The 21103-nt window shown below is 72.2% G+C and carries 24 protein-coding genes, 2 tRNA genes and 1 riboswitch; of the genes, 16 read left to right on the top strand and 10 right to left on the bottom strand.

What is annotated here, in order from left to right; translation table 11 throughout:
- The first annotated feature begins 9 nt into the window (after positions 1–9).
- The 4 genes from ACFVN5_RS10425 to gatB are packed head-to-tail and all read left to right on the top strand — an operon-like array spanning position 10 to position 3882.
- Positions 10–501, top strand: coding sequence for a carboxymuconolactone decarboxylase family protein (locus tag ACFVN5_RS10425; protein WP_376955006.1), 492 nt, complete (start codon positions 10–12; stop codon positions 499–501).
- Positions 502–527: 26 nt separating this feature from the next.
- On the top strand, positions 528–830 hold the full coding sequence (gene gatC, locus ACFVN5_RS10420) for an Asp-tRNA(Asn)/Glu-tRNA(Gln) amidotransferase subunit GatC (protein ID WP_376955005.1): 303 nt from the start codon (positions 528–530) through the stop codon (positions 828–830).
- Positions 827–2359: an Asp-tRNA(Asn)/Glu-tRNA(Gln) amidotransferase subunit GatA gene (gatA, locus tag ACFVN5_RS10415; RefSeq protein ID WP_376955004.1), complete on the top strand. Its 1533-nt coding sequence runs from the start codon at positions 827–829 to the stop codon at positions 2357–2359. The genes gatC and gatA overlap by 4 nt, the downstream gene beginning before the upstream one ends.
- Complete coding sequence (gene gatB, locus ACFVN5_RS10410) at positions 2359–3882, top strand: Asp-tRNA(Asn)/Glu-tRNA(Gln) amidotransferase subunit GatB (protein ID WP_376955003.1); 1524 nt, start codon at positions 2359–2361, stop codon at positions 3880–3882. Before gatA ends, gatB begins: the two co-directional genes overlap by 1 nt.
- A gap of 60 nt (positions 3883–3942) precedes the next feature.
- Here gatB and ACFVN5_RS10405 read toward each other — a convergent pair whose 3' ends face one another.
- Positions 3943–5241, bottom strand: coding sequence for an acyltransferase family protein (locus ACFVN5_RS10405; RefSeq protein ID WP_376955002.1), 1299 nt, complete (start codon positions 5239–5241; stop codon positions 3943–3945).
- Positions 5242–5434: 193 nt separating this feature from the next.
- On the opposite strand from ACFVN5_RS10405, the gene ACFVN5_RS10400 reads away from it, so the two are divergent.
- The 8 genes from ACFVN5_RS10400 (at position 5435) to ACFVN5_RS10365 (ending at position 11882) form a co-directional block, all read left to right on the top strand.
- The gene (locus ACFVN5_RS10400) at positions 5435–6091 is read left to right on the top strand and encodes a hypothetical protein (protein ID WP_376955000.1); all 657 of its coding nucleotides are present in this window, start codon (positions 5435–5437) and stop codon (positions 6089–6091) included.
- A 74-nt stretch (positions 6092–6165) separates the two neighbouring features.
- Complete coding sequence (locus tag ACFVN5_RS10395) at positions 6166–7455, top strand: DNA polymerase IV (protein ID WP_376954999.1); 1290 nt, start codon at positions 6166–6168, stop codon at positions 7453–7455.
- Positions 7456–7485: 30 nt separating this feature from the next.
- Positions 7486–7848 (top strand): hypothetical protein, encoded by a 363-nt coding sequence (locus ACFVN5_RS10390; protein WP_376954998.1) that lies wholly within the window; start codon positions 7486–7488, stop codon positions 7846–7848.
- Positions 7849–7902: 54 nt separating this feature from the next.
- A riboswitch (TPP riboswitch) is annotated at positions 7903–8012 on the top strand.
- Positions 8013–8049: 37 nt separating this feature from the next.
- Positions 8050–8679: an ECF transporter S component gene (locus tag ACFVN5_RS10385; RefSeq protein ID WP_376954997.1), complete on the top strand. Its 630-nt coding sequence runs from the start codon at positions 8050–8052 to the stop codon at positions 8677–8679.
- Between the two features lies 1 nt (position 8680).
- Complete coding sequence (locus tag ACFVN5_RS10380) at positions 8681–10174, top strand: ABC transporter ATP-binding protein (protein WP_376954996.1); 1494 nt, start codon at positions 8681–8683, stop codon at positions 10172–10174.
- Positions 10171–10950 carry an energy-coupling factor transporter transmembrane component T family protein gene (locus tag ACFVN5_RS10375; protein ID WP_376954995.1) on the top strand — a complete coding sequence of 260 codons (780 nt, stop codon included), beginning with the start codon at positions 10171–10173 and terminating at the stop codon, positions 10948–10950. Before ACFVN5_RS10380 ends, ACFVN5_RS10375 begins: the two co-directional genes overlap by 4 nt.
- On the top strand, positions 10934–11605 hold the full coding sequence (locus tag ACFVN5_RS10370; RefSeq protein ID WP_376954994.1) for an ATP-binding protein: 672 nt from the start codon (positions 10934–10936) through the stop codon (positions 11603–11605). The genes ACFVN5_RS10375 and ACFVN5_RS10370 overlap by 17 nt, the downstream gene beginning before the upstream one ends.
- A gap of 16 nt (positions 11606–11621) precedes the next feature.
- Complete coding sequence (locus ACFVN5_RS10365) at positions 11622–11882, top strand: hypothetical protein (RefSeq protein WP_376954993.1); 261 nt, start codon at positions 11622–11624, stop codon at positions 11880–11882.
- A 42-nt stretch (positions 11883–11924) separates the two neighbouring features.
- Here ACFVN5_RS10365 and ACFVN5_RS10360 read toward each other — a convergent pair whose 3' ends face one another.
- The 4 genes from ACFVN5_RS10360 to orn form a co-directional block, all read right to left on the bottom strand.
- On the bottom strand, positions 11925–13178 hold the full coding sequence (locus ACFVN5_RS10360) for a hypothetical protein (protein WP_376954992.1): 1254 nt from the start codon (positions 13176–13178) through the stop codon (positions 11925–11927).
- Positions 13179–13202: 24 nt separating this feature from the next.
- On the bottom strand, positions 13203–13550 hold the full coding sequence (locus ACFVN5_RS10355; RefSeq protein ID WP_376954991.1) for a metallopeptidase family protein: 348 nt from the start codon (positions 13548–13550) through the stop codon (positions 13203–13205).
- 28 nt (positions 13551–13578) lie between these two features.
- Positions 13579–13654 (bottom strand) — tRNA-His (locus ACFVN5_RS10350).
- A gap of 44 nt (positions 13655–13698) precedes the next feature.
- Positions 13699–14319 (bottom strand): oligoribonuclease, encoded by a 621-nt coding sequence (orn, locus tag ACFVN5_RS10345; RefSeq protein WP_376954990.1) that lies wholly within the window; start codon positions 14317–14319, stop codon positions 13699–13701.
- 122 nt (positions 14320–14441) lie between these two features.
- Here orn and ACFVN5_RS10340 point away from each other — a divergent pair, with 122 nt between their 5' ends.
- A complete protein-coding gene (locus ACFVN5_RS10340) occupies positions 14442–15017 on the top strand; it encodes a uridine kinase (RefSeq protein WP_376954989.1) in 576 nt (191 codons plus the stop codon).
- Between the two features lie 3 nt (positions 15018–15020).
- Here the strand turns inward: ACFVN5_RS10340 and ACFVN5_RS10335 are convergent.
- Positions 15021–15093 (bottom strand) — tRNA-Arg (locus ACFVN5_RS10335).
- 31 nt (positions 15094–15124) lie between these two features.
- Complete coding sequence (locus ACFVN5_RS10330; protein ID WP_376954987.1) at positions 15125–16351, bottom strand: cation:proton antiporter; 1227 nt, start codon at positions 16349–16351, stop codon at positions 15125–15127.
- 138 nt (positions 16352–16489) lie between these two features.
- Between ACFVN5_RS10330 and nadE the strand changes: the two genes are divergently transcribed.
- On the top strand, positions 16490–17311 hold the full coding sequence (gene nadE, locus ACFVN5_RS10325; protein WP_376954986.1) for an ammonia-dependent NAD(+) synthetase: 822 nt from the start codon (positions 16490–16492) through the stop codon (positions 17309–17311).
- Between the two features lie 76 nt (positions 17312–17387).
- On the opposite strand, the gene ACFVN5_RS10320 is transcribed toward nadE, so the two are convergent.
- The 3 genes from ACFVN5_RS10320 to ACFVN5_RS10310 form a co-directional block, all read right to left on the bottom strand.
- Complete coding sequence (locus ACFVN5_RS10320; protein ID WP_376954984.1) at positions 17388–18023, bottom strand: hypothetical protein; 636 nt, start codon at positions 18021–18023, stop codon at positions 17388–17390.
- Between the two features lie 77 nt (positions 18024–18100).
- Positions 18101–18475: a hypothetical protein gene (locus ACFVN5_RS10315; protein ID WP_376954983.1), complete on the bottom strand. Its 375-nt coding sequence runs from the start codon at positions 18473–18475 to the stop codon at positions 18101–18103.
- A 156-nt stretch (positions 18476–18631) separates the two neighbouring features.
- Positions 18632–19639 carry an aldo/keto reductase gene (locus tag ACFVN5_RS10310; RefSeq protein WP_376954982.1) on the bottom strand — a complete coding sequence of 336 codons (1008 nt, stop codon included), beginning with the start codon at positions 19637–19639 and terminating at the stop codon, positions 18632–18634.
- Positions 19640–19656: 17 nt separating this feature from the next.
- Here ACFVN5_RS10310 and msrA point away from each other — a divergent pair, with 17 nt between their 5' ends.
- Together msrA and ACFVN5_RS10300 are read left to right on the top strand one after the other, a co-directional pair.
- A complete protein-coding gene (msrA, locus tag ACFVN5_RS10305; protein ID WP_376954980.1) occupies positions 19657–20181 on the top strand; it encodes a peptide-methionine (S)-S-oxide reductase MsrA in 525 nt (174 codons plus the stop codon).
- Positions 20182–20443: 262 nt separating this feature from the next.
- Positions 20444–20992, top strand: coding sequence for a single-stranded DNA-binding protein (locus tag ACFVN5_RS10300; protein ID WP_376954979.1), 549 nt, complete (start codon positions 20444–20446; stop codon positions 20990–20992).
- The last annotated feature ends 111 nt before the right edge of the window (positions 20993–21103 follow it).

Below are 21103 nucleotides of genomic sequence, written 5' to 3'. Positions count from 1 at the left end.
AGACATCGCATGGCGATCCGGTTCGAGAACACCCGATTCGACTCCGACCTCACGGAGTTCGACGAGCTGGCCAGGGGGATGGCCGCGAAGTTCGGCTATACGGCCGAGCTGGGCCTCGACGCCCGACTCGCCGAGCTCCTGCGCCTCAGGGTCGCGCAGCTGAATCCCTGTTCGTACTGCCTCATCCTGCACACCGCGGCCGCGGAGCGCGTCGGCATCGACGCCGAGACGATCGCCCACCTGCCGAGCTGGCGCGAGAGCGCCGTGTTCGCCGACGCCGAGCGGGCCGCGCTCGCATACTGCGAGGGGCTCACGACCTACGATCTGGCGGGGTTCCCCGTCCTCCACGCGCAGCTGGCCGCCCATTTCGATGCGACGTCCATCGCGGAGATCGCCGCGGTCGTCATCAACATGAACGTCTGGACGCGGCTCAAGCTCGCGGAGGGAGCCGTACCAGTCCCCGTCGCAGGGGAGGAGACGAGCCCCGATAGACTCGGGTGATCCCCATCCCGACACGACGGAGCAGCATGTCCGAAATCAGTGCGGAGCAGGTCGCCCACCTCGCGAACCTCGCACGCATCGCGCTCACCGAGGAAGAGATCGAGCACCTCACGGCGGAGCTCGGCCAGATCATGCAGGCGGTCGAGAAGGTGAGCGAGGTGGCCACGCCCGACGTGCCGCCGACGAGCCACCCGATCCCGATGCAGAACGTCTTCCGCGACGACGTCGTGGGCGACACCGTGCTGTCCGTCGAGCAGGCGCTCTCGGGTGCGCCCGAGGCAGCCGACTCGCGGTTCGTGGTGTCGGCGATCCTGGGGGAGGAGCAGTGAGCGACCTCATCCGCCTGTCCGCCGCCGAGCTCGGCGCGCGCCTCGCCGCCGGCGACGTGTCGTCCGTCGAGGCGACGCAGGCCCACCTCGACCGCATCGGCGCCGTCGACGGCGCCGTGCACGCGTTCCTCCACGTCGACACCGAGCGCGCCCTCGCGACCGCGGCCGACATCGACCGTCGCCGCGCCGCGGGTGAGCCGCTCGGCGAGCTCGCCGGCGTGCCGATCGCGGTGAAGGACGTGCTCGTCACCGAGGGCATGCCCTCGACCGCGGGCTCCCGCATCCTCGAGGGCTGGGTGCCGCCGTACGACGCGACGCCCGTGCGCAAGGTGCGCGAGGCCGGCCTCGTGCCGCTCGGCAAGACCAACATGGACGAGTTCGCGATGGGCTCGTCGACCGAGCACTCGGCGTACGGCCCCACGCACAACCCGTGGGACCTCGAGCGCATCCCCGGCGGCTCCGGCGGCGGCTCGGCCGCCGCGGTGGCGAGCTTCGAGGCGCCGCTCGCGCTCGGCAGCGATACGGGCGGCTCGATCCGCCAGCCGGCGCACGTCACGGGAACGGTCGGCGTGAAGCCGACGTACGGCGCGGTGAGCCGCTACGGCTCGATCGCGCTCGCGTCCTCGCTCGACCAGATCGGCCCGGTCACGCGCACCGTGCTCGACGCCGCGCTGCTGCACGACGTGATCGCGGGCCACGACCCGCACGACTCGACGTCCATCCCCACCGAGTGGCCGTCGATGGCCGAGGCCGTTCGCCGCGCGGATGTCTCGGGCCTCCGCATCGGGGTCGTGAAGGAGCTCGACTCCGACGGCTTCCAGGCCGGTGTGCGCCAGCGCTTCCACGAGGCGCTGGCGCTGCTCGAGCGCAACGGCGCCGAGATCGTCGAGGTCAGCGCCCCGAACTTCGAGTACTCCATCGCGGCGTACTACCTGATCCTCCCGGCGGAGGCGTCCTCGAACCTCGCCAAGTTCGACTCGGTCCGCTTCGGGCTCCGGGTCACCCCGAGCGGCGGCGGCACGGTCGAGCAGGTCATGGCCGCCACGCGCGAGGCGGGCTTCGGCCCCGAGGTGAAGCGCCGCATCATCCTCGGCACCTACGCGCTCTCGGCCGGCTACTACGACGCCTACTACGGCAGCGCCCAGAAGGTGCGCACGCTCGTGCAGCGCGACTTCGATGCCGCCTTCGCGAACGTCGACGTGCTCGCGACGCCCACCGCTCCGACCACGGCGTTCAAGCTCGGCGAGAAGCTCGACGACCCGCTGGCGATGTACCTCAACGACGTCGCGACCATCCCGGCGAACCTCGCCGGCGTCCCGGGCATCTCGATCCCCTCGGGCATCGCCCCCGAGGACGGCCTGCCCGTCGGCATCCAGTTCCTCGCGCCGGCGCGCGAGGATGCACGGCTCTACAACGTCGGCGGCGCGCTCGAGCAGCTGCTGCTCGCCGAGTGGGGCGCCCCGATCCTCGAGGGCGCGCCCGACCTGTCCACCCATGAGATGCTCGCGAGCGAGGAGGGTGCCGTCTGATGGCCCGCGCCGACCTGATGGACTACGAGAAGGCCCTCGAGCTCTTCGAGCCGGTGATCGGCCTCGAGGTGCACGTCGAGCTGAACACCACGACGAAGATGTTCTCTCCGGCGCCGAACCCGGCCAACTCCGCCTTCCACGGCGCCGGGCCGAACACGCTCGTCGCTCCGGTCGACCTGGGGCTCCCCGGCTCGCTGCCAGTCGTGAACGGCGAGGCCGTGCGCTCCTCGATCTCGCTGGGCCTCGCGCTCGGCTGCTCGATCGCCGAGTCGAGCCGCTTCGCGCGCAAGAACTACTTCTACCCCGATCTCGCGAAGAACTACCAGATCTCGCAGTACGACGAGCCCATCGCCTACGAGGGCAGCGTCGAGGTCGAGCTCGAGGACGGCCGGGTGTTCCAGATCCCGATCGAGCGCGCGCACATGGAGGAGGACGCGGGCAAGCTCACGCACGTCGGCGGTGCCACCGGACGCATCCACGGCGCCGAGTACTCGCTCGTCGACTACAACCGTGCGGGGGTGCCGCTCGTCGAGATCGTGACGAAGCCGATCTTCGGCGCCGAGGCCGACGCGCCGCAGCTCGCCAAGGCCTACGTCGCCACCATCCGCGACATCGCGATCGCGCTCGGCATCTCCGACGCGCGCATGGAGCGCGGCAACCTGCGCTGCGACGCGAACGTGTCGCTGCGCCCGCGCGGCTCCGAGAAGCTCGGCACCCGCACTGAGACGAAGAACGTGAACTCGTTCCGCTCGATCGAGCGCGCCGTGCGCTACGAGATCCAGCGGCAGGCCGCGATCCTCGCCGGGGGCGGCAGCATCACGCAGGAGACCCGGCACTGGCACGAGGACTCGGGCACCACGAGCCCGGGCCGCCCCAAGTCGGACGCCGACGACTACCGCTACTTCCCCGAGCCCGACCTGCTCCCGGTCGTGCCGTCGCGGGAGCTCGTCGAGGAGCTCCGGGCCGCCCTGCCCGAGCCGCCCGCCGCCCGTCGTCGTCGCCTGAAGGCCGAGTGGGGCTTCACCGACCTCGAATTCCAGGACGTCGTGAACGGCGGCCTGCTCGTCGAGGTCGCGGAGACCGTCGCCGCGGGCGCCACGCCCGCCGCCGCACGCAAGTGGTGGACCGGTGAGCTCACCCGCCTTGCGAACGCGCAGGACACGGATGCCGCGTCGCTCGCGTCGCCCGCGCAGGTGGCCGAGCTGGCCGCCCTCGTCGACGCCGGCACGCTCACCGACCGGCTCGCCCGGCAGGTGCTCGAGGGCGTCGCCGCGGGCGAGGGCTCGCCGCAGGAGATCGTCGACGCCCGCGGGCTCGCAGTCGTATCCGACGACGGCGCGCTCGTGGCCGCCATCGACGAAGCGCTCGCGTCGCAGCCCGACGTGCTGGCGAAGATCCGCGACGGCAAGGTGCAGGCCGCCGGTGCGGTCATCGGCGCGGTCATGAAGGCCATGCAGGGCAAAGCGGATGCCGCGCGCGTGCGCGAGCTCGTGCTCGAGCGCGCCTCGGCGACCGACGCGTAGCATCCGGCGACCGACTGGGCCGTGCGCCCGGGCGCGAGCATTCCCGCGGGCGGCTCGCGCCTAGGGCGTGACCGCGCTCGGATCCCGCTCGCGCGCTCGCGCCGGCAGCGGATTGAGCAGCAGCACGGCGCCCGTCAGCAGGAGGGCGCTGCACGCGGCGACCATGAAGTCGAGCCCCCACACGAGCACGGCGAACGGCGGCAGCACCATGCAGGCGGACGCCAGCCCCGTCGCCCAATCCGACGGGCGCTGCCTCGGTGGCGGCGACGGTCGCTCGAGCCGCCCGAGCACGGCGGAGATCCCGGCCAGCACGACGATCATGACGACGAGCACGCCGGGCCGGGTCAGCCACCACGCCGGTGATCCGGCGGGCGGCGCCGGCAGCGGGGTGAGCAGCAGCAGGCCGATCACGAGCGCGAGCACGGGCACGTGCCAGAGGTACACGGTCATCAGCCGCGCGCCGACGACCGCGACCACGACCCGCACCGAGCGCAGGGCGACGAGCTTCGTCAGCGCGGGATGCGCGAGCACGAGCAGGCAGGTCTGCCCGACCGCGAGCGCGACGATCGCGAACGTCGGTGGCCACAGGTTGTCGAGCATGTTGCCCGGGTAGCCGAGGCCGACGAGCCCGAACAGCACGAGGTATGCTCCCGCGCCGATCGCGGCGATGGTCGCGGGGGAGCGCCGCGCGAACCAGCCGTCGGCGATCCAGAAGCCCAGCTGCTGGGCGAAGAGCCACACGAAGGTCATGTCGAGCAGGGCGAGCGCCTCGAAGCCGGTGGCGAACCGCAGGACGTCGCACGCCAGCGCCCCGACGGCGAGTGCGGCGAGCGTCCACCACGGCGCACGGGCGTGGAACGTCGCGAGCCCGGGCAGGTACGCCTGCGCGAACGCGTACGCCGCGAGGAACCAGATCGGCGCCGAGATGCCGAGGCCGATGAGCCGGATCGAGATGGGGTCGACGCCCGTGAGGTGCATGGCCAGGATCCCGATCGCGAGGGCGGCGAACAGTGCGATCGACGGCCGGGCCAGCCGCAGGATGCGGGACCGGATGTAGTCGGAGGCCGTTCCGCCGGATGCCTCGAGCCGTCGCCAGGCGCCGATCCCGGCGAACCCGCCGACCACGAAGAACAGCGGCATGATCTGCGCGATCCAGGTGAGCGGCCCGATCCATGGCGTCTCGAGCAGGGTGCGCTCGACGACGAGCCCGCGGCCGGGCACGATCGAAGCGCCGATCATCAGGAGGTGCCCGGCGACGACGAGCACCACGCAGAGCACCCGCACGAGGTCCATCGCGGGGTCGCGGGGCGTCCGATCGCGCGCGGAAGCGTCGGGATGCGTCACGCTCGACTCGGTCACGGCCCCTCCGACGTTGGCTGGCCTACGGCAAGTCTCGCACGATCGCGGGCGTGCAGCGCCCGGGGCAGACGGGCGAGTCGGTGGCGGATGCCGCGTGCGGGCGGCCCGGCGCAGCGGCATCCGTCGACTCACAGGTGGCGTGATGCCGGCACCCATAGAGTGGTCGTCCCCCGAGACGATTGACGAGGACACCATGGGCTTCCTGGACCGACTGTTCGGCACCGACGACCGGGCGGAGGAGCCCGCCCGGCCCGTTCCGCCCGCACGCCAGCTCAGCGAGGACGAGCTGGCCGTCGAGCGCTACCGCTACCTGCTCCGCACCGCGCCGCCCGAGTCGATCGAGGCGGTGCACGCCGAGGCGTTCGCGAAGCTGTCGCCCGAGCAGCGCCGGCTCGTCTACCAGTCGCTGGCCGACCAGGCCCCGGCGGGCGAGCGGATCGTCTCCGACGAGCCGTCGGCGCTCGCCCGTGCGGCGACGCGTCAGGAGCTCCGCCAGCCCGGCAGTGTCGAGCGCGCCTTCGCGAACGCGGATGCCGCGGGCCGCCGCCAAGGCGTCGCGGGTCCGTCGATGGGCGGCATGTTCGCGACCTCCATGCTCGGCACGATCGCCGGCGTGGTCGTCGGATCGGCGATCGCGCAGGCGTTCCTGCCCGACCCGTCGAGCTTCGAGGCCGGGGCCGACGGCTCCGGAGACGCGGGCGACTCCGGCGGAGACTCCGGCGCGGATGCCGGCGCGGACGCGTCGGGCGACGCGGGCGGCTTCGACGGCGGCGGGTACGACGGCGGCGGCTTCGGCGGTGGCGACTTCGGCGGCGGCGGCGACTTCGGCGGCGGCGACTTCGGGTTCTGATCCATGCCGATCGTCGGCCGGGTCCTGCATTCGGGGGCCCGGCCGATGACGGCGGATGCCGCTAGGGTCGGGGCATGAGCAAGCAGGACGGCTCGTCGCGGCAGGTCACCACCGGCCCCGTCGACGATTCGGCGACCCCGATCCTGCACGTCGACATGGACGCGTTCTTCGTGTCCGTCGAGCTCCTCAAGCGCCCCGACCTGCGCGGCAAGCCGGTGCTCGTCGGCGGCACCGCCGGCCGCGGGGTCGTGTCCGCGGCCAGCTACGAGGCGCGGCGCTACGGCGTCAACTCCGCCATGCCCATGTCGGTGGCGCTGCAGCGCTGCCCGAACGCCATCGTGCTGCGCGGCGACTACGCGAGCTACGCGAGGTACTCGAAGCAGGTCATGGGCATCTTCGAGCAGCACACCCCGCTCGTCGAGCCGCTCTCGATCGACGAGGCGTTCCTCGACGTGTCGGGCGCGCGGCGCCTGCACGGCAGCCCGGCCGAGATCGCGTGGACGATCCGCGAACGGGTGCACGCCGAGACCGGGCTGACGTGCTCGATCGGCGTCGCCGCCACCAAGTACGTCGCCAAGGTCGCGTCGAGCCGGGCCAAGCCCGACGGCATGCTCGTCGTGCCCGCGGCGCAGACCGTCGAGTTCCTGCATCCGCTGCCCGTCTCCGCGCTGTGGGGCGTCGGGCGGGTCACCGAGGAGTCGCTGCTCCGCCTCGGCCTGCGCACGGTGGGCGACGTCGCCGCCATGCCGCACGAGGCGCTCGAGCGCGCCGTCGGGCCCGCGCTCGCTGCCCGCCTCGGGCAGCTCGCGAACGGCATCGACCCGCGCGACGTGCACACCACGCGCACCGAGAAGAGCATCGGCCATGAGAACACCTTCGACCACGACCTCGTCGATCCCATCGAGATCCGGCGCGAGCTCCTCCGGCTCTCGAACAACGTCGCGGTCCGTCTGCGCAAGGGCGGGCTCGTCGGCCGCACGGTGACGCTCAAGCTGCGCTACGGCGACTTCCGCACGGTCACGCGTTCGCGCACGCTCGCCGAGCCGACGGATGTCGCGCGCCGCATCTACGACGAGGCATCCGACGCCCTGGGCGAGCTCATCGGCGACGGTGAGCGCGTGCGCCTCATCGGCGTGCGCGCCGAGCACCTCCGGCCCAGCGGCAGCGGCGCGATGCTGTGGGACCCCGACGAGGAGTGGCGCGATGCCGAGCGCACGATCGACGAGGTCACCGCGAAGTTCGGCACGGGCGCGGTGCGGCCCGCCGCGCTCGTCCGTCCTGGCGGCGAGCGGCGACCCGGGCGACCCGGCCCCGGTGCCGACGACGAGGATGCCGAGGCCGCAGCCGCGGGCTGGGGGTGGTAGCCCGCGGCATCCGCGAGTAGCGTGGCCCGCATGGCTGAACTCGTACTGGATCTGGCGGGGACCGTCTCGGGCGTCGGGGTGAAGACCTCCTACGGCGAGACGGTGGATGTCGAGGGCACGAAGGTCATCCCGGTGGCGCTCGGCGCGTACGGCTTCGGCGGCGGCAGCGGCAGTGGCAGCGGTGGGGGCAACGTCGGCAGGGAGCTGCAGGGCGAGGGCGAGGGCAGTGGCGGCGGGGGCGGCGGGGTATCCATTCCGCTCGGCGCATACGTCGGCAGCCGCGGCGAGGTGCGCTTCGAACCGAACGTGATCGGCCTCCTGCTCGTGGCCACGCCGCTCGTCTGGGCCTCCGGGCGCGCCCTCAAGATGATCATCCGCGCGCTGAAGCACTGACCTGCGCCATCGGTCCCCGGCGGCGACGTCGGGCTCTGCGTCGCGCGTATACTCGGTCTCGAACACGGGAGTCCGGTGAGCCGGGCTGAGAGGAAGGTTCTCAACCTTCGACCGTCGAACCTGATCTGGGTCATGCCAGCGCAGGGAGGGCAGCGCATCTCATATCCCGTGCCTCTTTCCACGAATCGAAAGGGCACGACAGTGCACGCAACCACCGCATCATCCGCTTCCACCGCGCGCACCGGCGAGCGTCGACTCCGCTGGCGGGTCGTCGACATCGTCGTCGCGAGCGTCATCGGCGTCGCCGTCGGCGTCGTCTTCTGGGCGTGGGGCGTCGTCTGGGGGCCGATCTCGGCACCCATCGAGGCCCTGCTCCCGGGCCTGCAGGCCGCACCGGCGGCCGTGTGGCTCATCGCGGGCGTCCTCGGCGGACTCATCATCCGCAAGCCCGGCGCGGCGATCTACACCGAGCTCGTCGCGGCCGTGGTGTCCGCGCTCATCGGCAGCCAGTGGGGCGGCCTGCTCACGATCGAGGCCGGACTCGTGCAGGGTCTCGGCGCCGAGCTCGTCTTCGCGATCTTCCTGTACCGGAACTGGCGACTGCCGGTCGCGCTGCTGGCCGGCGCGGGCGCGGGCCTCGCGATGGCGATCAACGACCTGATCCTCTGGTACGCCGGTGCCGCACCGACGTTCGCGATCGTCTACACGATCTCGGCGGTCGTCGGCGGCGCGGTCATCGCGGGCGGGCTGTCGTGGCTTGCCGTGCGCGGGCTCGCCAGGGCGGGCGCGCTCGACCGGTTCGCCGCGGGACGCGAGCTGCGGACGGTCTGACATGACGACGCGTGATGCGTCGTCGCCGGGCGCGGCCTCCGTCGTCGCGCGCGGGTGGGGCTGGCGGCACGGCGCGCGGCGACTGCCCGCCGTGCAGAGCCTTGACCTCGAGATCCGGCCGGGCGAGCGCGTGCTGCTCCTCGGCGCTTCGGGGTCGGGCAAGTCGACCCTGCTGCACGGCATGGCGGGCGTGCTCGGCGGCGACGACGAGGGCGAGGTCCTCGGCGAGCTGCTCGTCGACGGACGACCGGCGGTGGCGGCGCGCGGCCGATCGGGCCTCGTGCTGCAGGACCCCGACGCCCAGGTCGTCATGGCACGGCTCGGCGACGACGTGGCGTTCGGCCTCGAGAACCTCGGCGTCGCCCGTGAGGAGATCTGGCCACGCGTGCGGGCGGCGCTCGACGGGGTGGGACTCGACCTGCCGCTCGACCACGCCACCGCCGAGCTCTCGGGCGGCCAGCGCCAGCGACTCGCCCTCGCCGGCGTGCTCGCCATGCGGCCGGGGCTCATCCTGCTCGACGAGCCCACCGCCAACCTCGATCCCTCGGGTGTGCGCGAGGTGCGCGACGCCGTCGTGCGCGTCGCCGACGAGACCGGCGCGACGCTCGTCGTGATCGAGCATCGGGTGTCCACGTGGCTGCCGGCAGTCGACCGCATCGTGGTCCTCGGCGCGGGCGGCGGGCTGCTCGCCGACGGCGCGCCGGAACCGGTGCTCGCCGCACGCGCGGCCGAGCTCCGGGCCGCCGGCGTCTGGCTCCCCGACGAGGTGCCCTGGCGCGCGCCCGCGCGCGACGTCTCGGCGGGGCGTCCACTGCTCACGACCGAGGGGCTCGACGTCGCCCGCGTGCCCGGCTCGCCCGTGCTGCGCGGCGTTGACGTCACCGTCGATGCGGGCGGCATCCTCGCCGTGACCGGGCCGAATGGCGCCGGCAAGTCGACGCTGGCGCTCACGCTGGCGGGGCTGCTGCATCCCGAGGGTGGACGCATCGAGCCGTCGGATGAGCTCGCCCGGGGACTCCGCGGCGAGCCGTGGCGCTGGCGCTCTCGCGACCTGCTCACGCGCATCGGCACGGTGTTCCAGAGCCCTGAGCACCAGTTCCTCACGGGATCTGTGCGCGCGGAGCTCGAGGTGGGGCCGCGGGCGCTGAAGCTGCCGGCCGACGAGCGCGCACGCCGCGTCGACGAGCTCCTCGCCGTGCTGCGCCTCGAGCGGCTCGCCGAGGCGAACCCGTTCACGCTGTCGGGCGGCGAGAAGCGCCGCCTCTCGGTCGCGAGCGCACTGGCCACGCGCCCGCGCATGCTCGTGCTCGACGAGCCCACCTTCGGGCAGGATGCCACGACGTGGCGGGAGCTCGCGCGCCTGATCGTCGATCTCCGCGACGACGGCGTGGGGGTCGTCGCCGTCACCCACGACGACGTCTTCGTCGACGCGATCGCCGATCGTCGCCTCGAGGTCGGTGCGGTCGCGCTGCCGTCGGGCGGAGGAACCCGATGAGCATCGCCGCCATCCGCCCTGGGCTGCCCCTCGCGACGATCAACCCCGTCGCGAAGATCGCCGCGACCGTGCCGCTGAGCATCGTGCTGGTGCTCACGCTCGATGCCGTGTCGGCTGCCGTCGCCATCGCGTGCGAGCTCGTGCTGTTCTCGGCGGTCGGGCTCGGCCGCCTGCTGTGGTCGCGACGCACCCTGCCCGTCTGGATCGCCGCGCCGCTCACGGGCATCAGCATGGTGCTCTACGGCGCTCCATCGGGAGCCGTGCTGTGGGACTTCGGCGTGATCCACGTCACCGAGGGCTCCGTGCAGATCGGCATCGCGACCACCCTCCGCGTCATCGCGATCGCGCTGCCGGCGGTCGTGATCTTCCTCACGATCGACCCCACCGACCTCGCCGACGGACTCGCGCAGACCCTCCGGCTGCCGGCCCGGTTCGTGCTCGGCGCGCTGGCGGCGCTGCGTCTCGTCGGCTCGTCGATCGACGACTGGCGCACGCTCAGCCTCGCGCGGCGCGCACGGGGCATCGCCGACCACGGCGTGATCCGGCGCGGACTCGGCCAGGCGTTCGCCCTGCTCGTGCTCGCGATCCGGCGCGGCAGCACGCTCGCCACGGCCATGGAGTCCCGAGGGTTCGGGGCGCCCGGCGCTCGCACGTGGGCCCGGGTCGCGCACTTCGGCGGGCGCGAGTGGGTCGTCATCGCGGTCGGATGCGTCGTCGCGGCCATCTCGGCGGCCGCGGCCGTCGCGACGGGGAGCTGGAATGTCATCTGGGCCTGACGCCGCGGCAACGGGCGCCGGTGGCGGACTCGTCGGCGCGCACGACGGCGAGCCCGCCGCCTCGGCGCTGGCCGCCGTGGTCGCGGCGGCTCGCGGCATCCGTGCACCCGTCGTGCTCATCGACGGACCGAGCGGCGCAGGCAAGTCGACGCTCGCCGATGCGCTGATCGAACGCTGGCCCGGGCGGGCGCCGACCCTCGTGCGGCTCGACGACGTGTACCGCGGCTGGACCGGGCTCGAACGTGCCGGCAGCGACCTCGCGCGAACCCTCCTGCCGCCGACCCGGCGAGGTGCCGTCGGCAGCTGGCGCCGCTGGGACTGGGCGCGCGACGCACCGGGCCGTCTCGAGCACGTGCGGCCCGGACGGAACGGGCTCGTCATCGAGGGCTGCGGCGCGTTCACCGCCGGCGCGCGCGCCGCCGAGGCCGTGCGCGTCTGGGTCGACGCCTCGGACGCGACCCGCAGGCGGCGGGCACTCCGACGCGACCGCGGCGCCTACGACCCGTACTGGGAGCTGTGGGAACGGCAGTGGCGACGGCACGTGCGGCGCACGTCGCCCGAGCGGTGGGCGACGGTGCGGCTCCGAGCGGCGCCCGACGGACGCATCGAGCCCGGCATCGCGGCGGGCGCGGTGGCTGTGCACGCTCGAGGGTGAGGGATAACGTAGTGCCATGAGCGCAGACACGAGTCCAGCAGAGTACGTCGCCGAGTTCATCGACGGCCCGCTCGAGGGCGACTTCGAGCACCGCGTCCTCGTCGGGGGCAAGGCCGAGGCGCGCGTCGGCATGATGGCCGCCGTCGACGGTCTCGAGTCGCTGTTCTGGTACGACGCGGTCGACGAGCGCGAGGTCAACGGGCAGCTGCGAGTCCGGTTCCGCTTCGACGCCGACGACTCCGACCCGGTGGAGTTCGACGAGGACGACAACGACTGACGTCATCGCTCGACGGTTCGCGACCTCGGCAACCCGGTCGGGTCAGGACGCCTGACCCGCGAGGAACGCGCCGATGACGGTGGCGGGGTTCGTGAGCCGCCACACCGGTCCGGGGTCGCGGATGTCGCCGGTGAGCCGCAGCGGCGAGGCGAGCTCGCCCGTCGCGGTCGCCACCGACACGCGTCCGACCTCCCGGCCCTCGGGCGCGGTCGAGAAGTCATCGACGGTGACGGATGCCTCGCTCGGAGCCTCGCCCCACGCGGCATCCGTGCGGCTCACCGACGCGACGAGCTCGGCCTCGTCGCCCCACGGCGCCACCACGCGTGCGTAGGGCGTGCCCTCGGCGATGACCGTGACGGGGGCTGACGCCGCGGCGGCCGAGTCGACGGCGGCGGCGACGGCTGGGTCGAGCGTCTCGTAGTCGGGCATCAGGAGCAGGGCCCCAGTGATGCGGCGCAGGCCGTCGACGCCCTCGACCGCGGGCAGCTCGGTGGTGAAGACGTAGCTCAGGGCCGCCTGGTCGGTGAAGCTGCGGGTGATCGCGCGCACGGCGCCGTCGTCGGCACGGGCGACGAGGTCGGGTACGACGCGCGCACCGGGCGGCGCCTCCTCGGGGTCGTCGAGCATGGCCGCGAGCTGGTCGTCGGCGAGCACGAGGGCCGCGAGGCGCGCGAGCTCGTCGGCGGTGCCCACGTTGTCGCCCGAGAGTCCGGTCGCGTCGTCGACGCGGGTGCCGGTGAAGCCCTGCTCCGCGAGCCACGCGTTCGCGGCCTCGACGTACGCGTCGGGCGAGCCGAACGCCCACCGCACGAGCGTGTCGGCGTGGTTGTTGCTCGACGCGAGCAGGACGGCACGCACGACGTCGCGTTGGGTCCAGGTCTCGCCGGGGGAGACCTGCAGTGCACGCGAGCCCTCGCCCGAGTACCGCAGGTAGTCGACGTAGTCCTCGGGTCCGATCGGGATGGCCGGGCCAGCGCCGTCGGCGGGCAGCGGGAGCGAGTCGAGCGTCACGAGCAGCGTGACGAGCTTCGCGGCGCCGCCGATCGGCACCGCCGCCGGGTCGCCGGCGGTCGCGATCGTCTCGGCGGTGTCGTCGTCGCCGACGACGGCGATGGCGCTGGCACCCGTCTCGGGCAGCGTGAGCGCGGAGACCTCGGCCGGAGCCGCGGCCGCGGACGTCGTGCGGACCGTGACGTCGGGAAGCGGACCGAGCAGCATCGCGGGGCCGTACACGCCGATGGCGAGGATGGCGATGGCGCCGACGGAGATGCCGATGATCCGGCCGGGGGAGGTCATGCGTAGAGCGTAACCGGCGGGTGCTCAGGCCCAGCCCAGCTCGTGCAGCCGGTCGTCGTCGATGCCGTAGAAATGGGCGATCTCGTGCACGAGCGTGATGTGGATCTCCTCGCGGAGCTGCTCCTCGTCGTCGGCGACGGCCAGCAGCGGCTCGCGGTACAGGATGATGCGGTCGGGCATCTCGCCCATGCCGTAGCGGTCGCGCTCGGTCAGCGCGAAGCCGTCGTAGAGGCCGAGCAGGTCGAGGGAGCCGTCCTCGGGGCGGTCCTCGACGACGAACACGACGTTCTCGAGGCCGTCGATCATATCGTCGGGAAGCTGGTCGAGCTCGTCGACGACGAGGGCCTCGAACGCTTCGCCATCGAGTTCCACGACTGCTCCCGTCGGTGGCGGGGGGAATTGGGGTGAGTAACGGGGCTTGAACCCGCGACCTCCTGGACCACAACCAGGCGCTCTACCAACTGAGCTATACCCACCATGTGTCGACCGCCGAAGCGATCGAGGCAACTGTAAGAGACTACTACACCTTCGCCTCGAACTCGTCCACCACGGCGGCGGCGAGGGTCTGCAGCTCCTGGCTCGACGGACCGGGGTCGGCGACGAAGATCGCGCGGCGGTAGTAGTGCAGTTCGCGGATCGACTCGAGGATGTCGGCGAGCGCGCGGTGGCCGCCGTTCTTGGCGGGCGAGTTGAAGTACGCACGCGGGAACCAGCGCTTCGCGAGCTCCTTGATCGAGGAGACGTCGACGTTGCGGTAGTGCAGGTGCGAGTCGAGCCGAGGCATGAACTTCGAGATGAACCCGCGGTCGGTGCCGATCGAATTGCCGGCCAGGGGAGCCTTCTGCTCCTCGGGGACGTGCTTCAGCACGTACTCGAGCACCTCGTACTCGGCCTCGGCGACGCTCACGCCGTTGGGAATCTCTTCGATGAGCCCCGACTCGGTGTGCATGGCGCGGACGAACTCGCCCATGTTCTCGAGCGCGCTCGCATCGGGCTTGATCACGATGCTCAGCCCGGCGTCGACGGGGTTGAGGTCGTAGTCCGTGATGACGACGGCGATCTCGACGAGCTCGTCGACCTCGAGGTCGAGCCCGGTCATCTCGCAGTCGATCCAGACCAGTCGGTCACTCGAGGTTGCCATGCGGCGAGTCTACCGGGGGCGTCGGACACGCCGGCCTCCGCCCGGTGTGCTCGTCACACGGGTCGTCGCGGGCGAATCGACGACGGATGCCTCGTGCGGCGCGTTGCTCGTAGGCTGGCGCGATGGCCTCCTTCGACGACCTCGTGCGCGCGGCCCACGAGCTGCGATCGCGGATGCCGCGGGCCGTCGTCGGGATCTCGGGCTTCGGGGGCGCGGGGAAGTCCACGCTCGCCCGGCGCCTCGTCGAGGCCGTGCCCGGCGCCGTCCGCTTGCGCGGCGACGACTTCATCGTGCCGTCGCGCGCCGGGGAGCGCTCGCCCGACTGGGCCATGGTCGATCGCGTGCGCCTGCGCGCGGAGGTGCTCGAGCCGTTCCGAGCGGGCTCGCCGGGTGGCTTCCGCCGCTACGACTGGGCCACGTCGGAGCTCCTGCCGAGCGAGCCGCTGCCCGACGCCGGCCTGCTCGTGGTCGATGCGGTCGGCATCCTCCATCCCGACCTGGACGGACTGATCGACCTGGGCGTCTGGATCGACGTGGACCTCGACACCGCGACCGCGCGGGGCAAGTCCCGCGACCGGGCGGCCGGCGACGATCACGACCGGCTCTGGGACGGCGTGTGGGTGCCGAACGATCGCGACTTCGCTGCGCGGTTCCGCCCGCGCGAACGGGCTGACCTGCGGTACGACGAGTCGGCGTGACGGTGCCCCCGGCAGGAATCGAACCTGCGACCGACAGATTAGAAGGCTGCTGCTCTATCCGCTGAGCTACGGGGGCCGGCCACGCCAGCATACCGGGCCGTGCTGGGTCACCCCTCGGTGGGCACGAAGGCATCGTCCTCGCGCGTGCGGGCCGCGGCATCCGGCGATCGCCTGCGCAGCGCCAGCGCGATGAGCGGGAACAGCAGGACCGAGAGCATGCCCGCGCCGACGAGCGCCGAGGCGGTGCCGCTGGCGAGGTCGCCCGCGTCGACGCCGATGGCCGTGACCGCGACGATGATCGGCAGGCCGGTCGCGCCGAACAGGCCGATGGCCGCCCGATCGCGCACACTCGACCCCGCGGGCGCCGCGAGGAGCGACGGCAGCCCGCGAACGACGAGCAGCAGCACGAGGAAGATCGGCACGAGCGCGAGCGTGCGCGGATCGGCGAGGAGGGCGTCGAGGTCGAACGTGACGCCCGTGTAGATGAAGAAGATCGGCACGAAGAAGCCGTAGCCGAGCGCCTCGACCTTGCTCTCCATCATCTCGATGTCGTGCTTCGGCGCTCCCGACAGCAGCAGCCGGTAGATGACGCCGGCCGTGAACGCGCCGAGGAGCATGTCGAGGTCGAGTGCGAGGCTGAGCGTCACGAGCGCCATGATCACAAGCACCACGAGTCGCACGCCGAACTGGCCGCTCGTGTGCAGCGTCGCCGTGATGACGCGATGCACGCGATGACGCACATCGCGTGTGGCGAGCCAGATGCCCGCGGCCGCGACGACGGCGAAGCCGAGCAGCACGAGGGTCGCGACGAGGGGGGAACGGCCGCTGAGGAAGAGCGAGATCGCGAGCAGCGGCCCGAACTCGCCGATGGCGCCGAGCGCGATGACGGCGGTCCCGAACGGCGTGCGCAGGTCGCCCGAGTCGCGCAGCACGGGCATGATCGTGCCGAGCGCCGTCGAGGTCAGGGCGATGCCGATGAAGGCCGCCGCGCCGAGGCTCGGCGCGAAGAGCACGGCGATGCCGAAGCCGGCGGCGAGCGAGACGATCCAGCCGATCGCGGCGCGGCCGATGGGACGGCCACGGATGGCGCGGAAGTCGATCTCGCTGCCGGCGAGGAAGAACAGCATCGCGAGTCCGAAGTCCGAGAACGCCTGCGCGAAGGGCCCGGGCTGGATCCAGCCGAGCACAGCCGGCCCGAAGACGAGGCCGAGCACGATCTCGAACACGACGAGCGGGATCGCCACCCAGCGTCCCAGCCCACGGACGAGCAGTGGCGCCACCACCGCGATGGCCGGGATGAGGACCAGCGTCCCCAGCGAGTAGTCGACTTCCATGTCCGCCCCCAGGTCCCTCCGGCGATGGCCGCCCCAGTCGCGATGCTACTGGAGGGGCGGGCGGGTCGGACGTCGAGCACTCGGATGCCGCGGACCCGTCGTCTCGCCCCGGAAACACGGCGGTTGTATCGTCGAGGAATGCGCGACGTGCAGGCGAGCATCATCGCCGAACTCAATGTCAGTCCGGTCATCGACCCCGCCGAGCAGGTGCGTGCTCGGATCGACTTCCTGAAGGCCTACCTGCGCACGTCGGGCGCGGCGGGCTTCGTGCTCGGCATCAGCGGCGGACAGGACTCGACCCTGGCCGGAATGCTCTGCCGGAAGGCCGTCGAGGAGCTCGTCGAGGAGGGCGACCAGGCCCGGTTCATCGCCGTGCGCCTCCCCTACGGCGTGCAGCGCGACGAGGCCGACGCCCAGGTGGCGCTCGCCTACATCCGCCCGCAGGAGACCGTCGTGTTCAACATCAAGGAGAGCGTCGACGAGCTCGCCGAGGAGTACGGCGAGGGCGTGGGCACGGCGCTCAGCGACTTCGGGAAGGGCAACGTCAAGGCCCGAATGCGGATGGTCGCCCAGTACGCGATCGCCGGCGAGGGTCGCCTGCTCGTCGTGGGCACCGATCACGCGGCCGAGGCGGTGACCGGTTTCTTCACCAAGTACGGCGACGGCGGCGCCGACATCCTCCCGCTGACCGGGCTGACGAAGCGGCAGGGCCGCGCCCTGCTCGAGTACCTCGAGGCGCCCGAGGACATCCACCTCAAGGTGCCGACCGCCGACCTGCTCGATCACGACCCGGGCCAGTCCGACGAGGCGAACCTCGGCCTCAAGTACCACGACATCGACGCGTTCCTCGAGGGCCAGGACATCGATCCCGAGATCGCCGAGCGGATCGAGCAGCGCTTCCTGCAGACGCGGCACAAGCGCGCCGTGCCGGTGTCGATGTTCGACGACTGGTGGATCTGAGCGCGTTCCGCCGTTCGACGACGAGGGCCCGACCGCGGTGCGGTCGGGCCCTCGGGGCGTTCGTGGGCGGTGGGGCTCAGGCCCGCGCGTCGTCGAGCGTCGGGGTCGGCGCGGTGTCGGCCCGGACCTCGATGGATGCCGCGGACTGGTAGCGCTCGTGGTGCTGGCCGGCGACCCAGGTGTCCTGCGCCTCGACGGCCACCTGCTCTGGCTCCTGACGCTGCGAGCGCCAGCGGACGAGGTCGTTCTGGAACTGCTTGCGCGTGCGTGAAGGTCGTCGCTGCCACTCGAGCATGCGGTCGCGGAACTCCACGACGGCGGGGTCGAGCTGGTAGCCGAACGTCGCGGACGCGCGCTTGAGCTCGTGGAGCTGGTGGGAAGCCCAGTTGGCGGCGACGTCCGCGCCCCTGAGCGGGAGCAGGCGCACGAGGATGTCGGCCTGCCCGACCGCCCGGTCGGCGAGCACCTGCTCCTGCGGGGTGAGCGAGTTCCACACCGAGGCCTCGGTGGCCGCGTCGATGAGCGCCGCGATCGCCGCGTTCTTCGCCTCGCGGTCGCGCTGGGCGACCACACGGCGGATGGCCATCGAGGCGATCCACGACGCGAGCAGTCCGGCGACGAGCACCGCGACGAAGAGCACGATGCCCGCGTAGACCGTGGGGCGTGCGGCGCTCGAGGTGAGCCAGGAGATGAGATCGTTCCACCACTGCATGAGCGCAGGCTACCGGCGGTCGGCCGCGCTGCGGCCGAGGCGGCGCGGCGTGCCCAGATCACGGCCTCGCCCGCCGATCAGCGGAAGCACTCCGCGGCATCCGTCGGCGACCAGAACTCGCCGAGCTCGATCGAGCGCAGGCCCCCGCGGAGCAGGCGCCGCGCGACGAAGCGCTCCTCGCCGTCGCGCTCGCGCAGCTCGATGTGCCCGAGGACCGGACCGCCGATGAGCGCCACGCGCCAGAGCCCGGGTGCTGCGGTGATGATCGATAGGCCGCGCGGGGCGGCCGGCGGGGCATCCGTTCGATCGCGGACGACCGGCGCGCCGACGGTTCGGGCGACCGCGCCGACGGCGGGCACGGGCGCGCTGAACTCGACGTCGTTGGGGTCGAGGTCGGTGGACAAGGGCTGAACGGGTGCGGGTACGGGTGCGGTGAGGACAGTGGCGGACATGGCGCTCCTCTCGTCGTGCGGCCGGCCCTGCGTGTGATTCGAAGATACGTTCGACCACCGACATCCATCGCAACCGTCGGATCAGGTGGACCCGAGAGCATGCGACGGGGCGCCCGACCAGGTGGTCGAGCGCCCCGAGCGAGCGGCTGTCGCGGCTCAGCCGAGCACGGTGCCGTTGGCTGCGAACGGCTCGAGGCGCGCGATCTCGTCCTCGCCGAGCGGCGCCGCGTCGAGGGCGGCGACGTTCTGCTCGAGCTGGGCGACGCTCGACGCGCCGATGAGCGCGCTCGCGACGAGCGGCTCGCGGAGCACCCACGAGAGCGCGAGCTGGGCGATGCTCTGGCCGCGCTCCTTCGCGACCGCGTCGATGCCGCGGATGCGCTCGAGGTAGTCGTCGCTGATCTTCTCGGCCGAGAGGAAGCGGCTCGTCGCGGCTCGCGAGTCGGCGGGCACCTCGCCCGACAGGTAGCGGTCGGTGAGCAGGCCCTGCGCGAGCGGCGAGAACACGATGCTGGCGGCGCCGACCTCCTCGAGCACGGGGAAGAGCCCGTCCTCGATGTGGCGATCGAACATCGAGTAGCGCGGCTGGTGGATGAGCAGCGGCACGCCCTCGGCCTCGAGCGCGGCGGCGGCCGCACGCGTCTGCTCGGGGTCGTAGTTCGAGATGCCCACGTAGAGCGCCTTGCCCTGTCGCACCGCGTGCGCGAGCGCGCCCATCGTCTCCTCGATGGGCGTCTCGGGGTCGGGTCGGTGCGAGTAGAAGATGTCGACGTGGTCGAGGCCGAGGCGGCTGAGGCTCTGGTCGAGCGACGAGAGCAGGTACTTGCGCGAGCCGAAGTCGCCGTATGGCCCGGGCCACATCTCGTAGCCGGCCTTCGAGGAGACGATGAGCTCGTCGCGGTAGGGCGCGAGGTCGTCTGCGAGGATGCGGCCGAAGTTCTCCTCGGCGCTGCCGGCGGGCGGGCCGTAGTTGTTCGCCAGGTCGAAGTGCGTGATGCCGAGGTCGAAGGCGCGGCGCACGATCGCGCGCTGCGTGTCCAACGGGCGGTCGTGGCCGAAGTTGTGCCAGAGGCCGAGGGAGAGCGCGGGAAGCTTGAGCCCGCTCTTCCCGACCCGGTTGTAGCGCATGCGGTCGTAGCGTTCGGGGATGGCGACGAAGGTCATCCCGTTACTCTAAGGCGATGGAAAGCTACGTTCTGGCGGGTGGCTGCTTCTGGTGCCTCGACGCCGTCTACCGCACACTCAAGGGCGTCGACGACGTCGTCTCGGGGTACACGGGCGGCTCGACGCCGAACCCGAGCTACGAGGCCGTCTGCACCGGCGCGACGGGCCACGCCGAGGTCGTACGCGTCGACTTCGACCCCGACGTCATCCCGCGCGAGGTGATCCTCGATGTCTTCTTCTCGCTGCACGACCCGACGCAGCTCAACCGCCAGGGCGCCGACGTCGGCACCCAGTACCGCTCGGCGATGTTCCCGGCCGACGACACGCAGCGCGAGCAGTTCGAGGCCGCGCGCGAGCGTGCCACTGACTGGTGGCCCGGCGAGATCGTGACGACGATCGAGCCGCTCGGCGACTTCTACCGCGCCGAGGAGTACCACCAGGACTTCTTCGCGAAGAACCCCGGCCAGGGCTACTGCCTCGCGGTCGCCCTGCCCAAGGTGAACAAGATCCGGCGCTCGTACGCCGACTACGTGCTCGCCTGACGGTTCGCTCGATCGACGGTTCGCGCGATCGGCGGTTCGCTCGACCGGCGACTTGCTCGACCGGCGACTTGCTCGACTGGCGACTCGTCCTCGACAGCGCCCCCGTGACGGATGCTCCGCACGGGGGCGCTTCGTCGTCCTCCGTCGCGGCGGCGGCACGGGGATGCTGGTGCGACGCGGCATCCGGGGCCTGATCCGGCACGAGCAGCTCCGGATGCCGCGAGCCGCCGAATCGCGGCGGCGTCGACTCGAGGAGCACATCATGACCGACACCATCACCGTCACCGGCGTCGTGGGCAGCGACCCGCGCCTGCACGTGACGACCCAGGGACTCGCGATAGCGTCGTTCCGACTGGCGTCCACGCGGCGCTACTTCGACCGGGCGAAGGGCACCTGGGAGGACGGCGAGACCAACTGGTACACCGTCTCCGGGTTCCGCCAGCTCGCGAGCAACGCCATCGCTTCGGTGCACAAGGGCGACCGCGTCGTCGTGCACGGCAGGCTGCGGGTCCGCTCGTGGGAGAACGGCGAGAAGTCGGGCCTGGCCGTCGAGATCGAGGCGGACTCGATCGGGCACGATCTCTCGTGGGGCATCACGTCGCTCACCAAGGTGCGCCGCGAGGCGGCGGGCGACACCGAGCAGCCGAGCGCGACGAGCGAGTCGAACACGTGGCCCGGCGTCGCGCCGCAGCTCGCGGCCGGCGACGAGGACTTCTCCACCCGCGACGGGTTCGCCGAGGAGATCGACGCGGGCGACGACGACGTCGACGGGGCTCGGGAGGACCGCCCGCAGCTCGAACCCGTCTTCTGAACCCGCCGCCCGCTCCACTCCACGACGCCGACCGGCCGGCGGCACCACCTAGACTCGCCTCGGGCGGTCGCCGCCGCCGGAACGACTCGGGCGGTCGCGTCGCCGGAACAG

It is taken from the genome of Agromyces sp. NPDC057865 (assembly GCF_042796995.1).
Taxonomy (GTDB): domain Bacteria; phylum Actinomycetota; class Actinomycetes; order Actinomycetales; family Microbacteriaceae; genus Agromyces.
This window is presented reverse-complemented; position numbering and strand designations above follow the sequence as displayed.

Coding starts and splice junctions, on each gene's coding strand:
- ACFVN5_RS10425 (WP_376955006.1), top strand. CDS start 10: ATGGCGATCCGGTTCGAGAACACCCGATTCGACTCCGACCTCACGGAG.
- gatC (WP_376955005.1), top strand. CDS start 528: ATGTCCGAAATCAGTGCGGAGCAGGTCGCCCACCTCGCGAACCTCGCA.
- gatB (WP_376955003.1), top strand. CDS start 2,359: ATGGCCCGCGCCGACCTGATGGACTACGAGAAGGCCCTCGAGCTCTTC.
- ACFVN5_RS10400 (WP_376955000.1), top strand. CDS start 5,435: ATGGGCTTCCTGGACCGACTGTTCGGCACCGACGACCGGGCGGAGGAG.
- ACFVN5_RS10395 (WP_376954999.1), top strand. CDS start 6,166: ATGAGCAAGCAGGACGGCTCGTCGCGGCAGGTCACCACCGGCCCCGTC.
- ACFVN5_RS10390 (WP_376954998.1), top strand. CDS start 7,486: ATGGCTGAACTCGTACTGGATCTGGCGGGGACCGTCTCGGGCGTCGGG.
- ACFVN5_RS10380 (WP_376954996.1), top strand. CDS start 8,681: ATGACGACGCGTGATGCGTCGTCGCCGGGCGCGGCCTCCGTCGTCGCG.
- ACFVN5_RS10375 (WP_376954995.1), top strand. CDS start 10,171: ATGAGCATCGCCGCCATCCGCCCTGGGCTGCCCCTCGCGACGATCAAC.
- ACFVN5_RS10370 (WP_376954994.1), top strand. CDS start 10,934: ATGTCATCTGGGCCTGACGCCGCGGCAACGGGCGCCGGTGGCGGACTC.
- ACFVN5_RS10365 (WP_376954993.1), top strand. CDS start 11,622: ATGAGCGCAGACACGAGTCCAGCAGAGTACGTCGCCGAGTTCATCGAC.
- ACFVN5_RS10360 (WP_376954992.1), bottom strand. CDS start 13,178: ATGACCTCCCCCGGCCGGATCATCGGCATCTCCGTCGGCGCCATCGCC.
- orn (WP_376954990.1), bottom strand. CDS start 14,319: ATGGCAACCTCGAGTGACCGACTGGTCTGGATCGACTGCGAGATGACC.
- ACFVN5_RS10340 (WP_376954989.1), top strand. CDS start 14,442: ATGGCCTCCTTCGACGACCTCGTGCGCGCGGCCCACGAGCTGCGATCG.
- ACFVN5_RS10330 (WP_376954987.1), bottom strand. CDS start 16,351: ATGGAAGTCGACTACTCGCTGGGGACGCTGGTCCTCATCCCGGCCATC.
- nadE (WP_376954986.1), top strand. CDS start 16,490: ATGCGCGACGTGCAGGCGAGCATCATCGCCGAACTCAATGTCAGTCCG.
- ACFVN5_RS10320 (WP_376954984.1), bottom strand. CDS start 18,023: ATGCAGTGGTGGAACGATCTCATCTCCTGGCTCACCTCGAGCGCCGCA.
- ACFVN5_RS10315 (WP_376954983.1), bottom strand. CDS start 18,475: ATGTCCGCCACTGTCCTCACCGCACCCGTACCCGCACCCGTTCAGCCC.
- ACFVN5_RS10310 (WP_376954982.1), bottom strand. CDS start 19,639: ATGACCTTCGTCGCCATCCCCGAACGCTACGACCGCATGCGCTACAAC.
- msrA (WP_376954980.1), top strand. CDS start 19,657: ATGGAAAGCTACGTTCTGGCGGGTGGCTGCTTCTGGTGCCTCGACGCC.
- ACFVN5_RS10300 (WP_376954979.1), top strand. CDS start 20,444: ATGACCGACACCATCACCGTCACCGGCGTCGTGGGCAGCGACCCGCGC.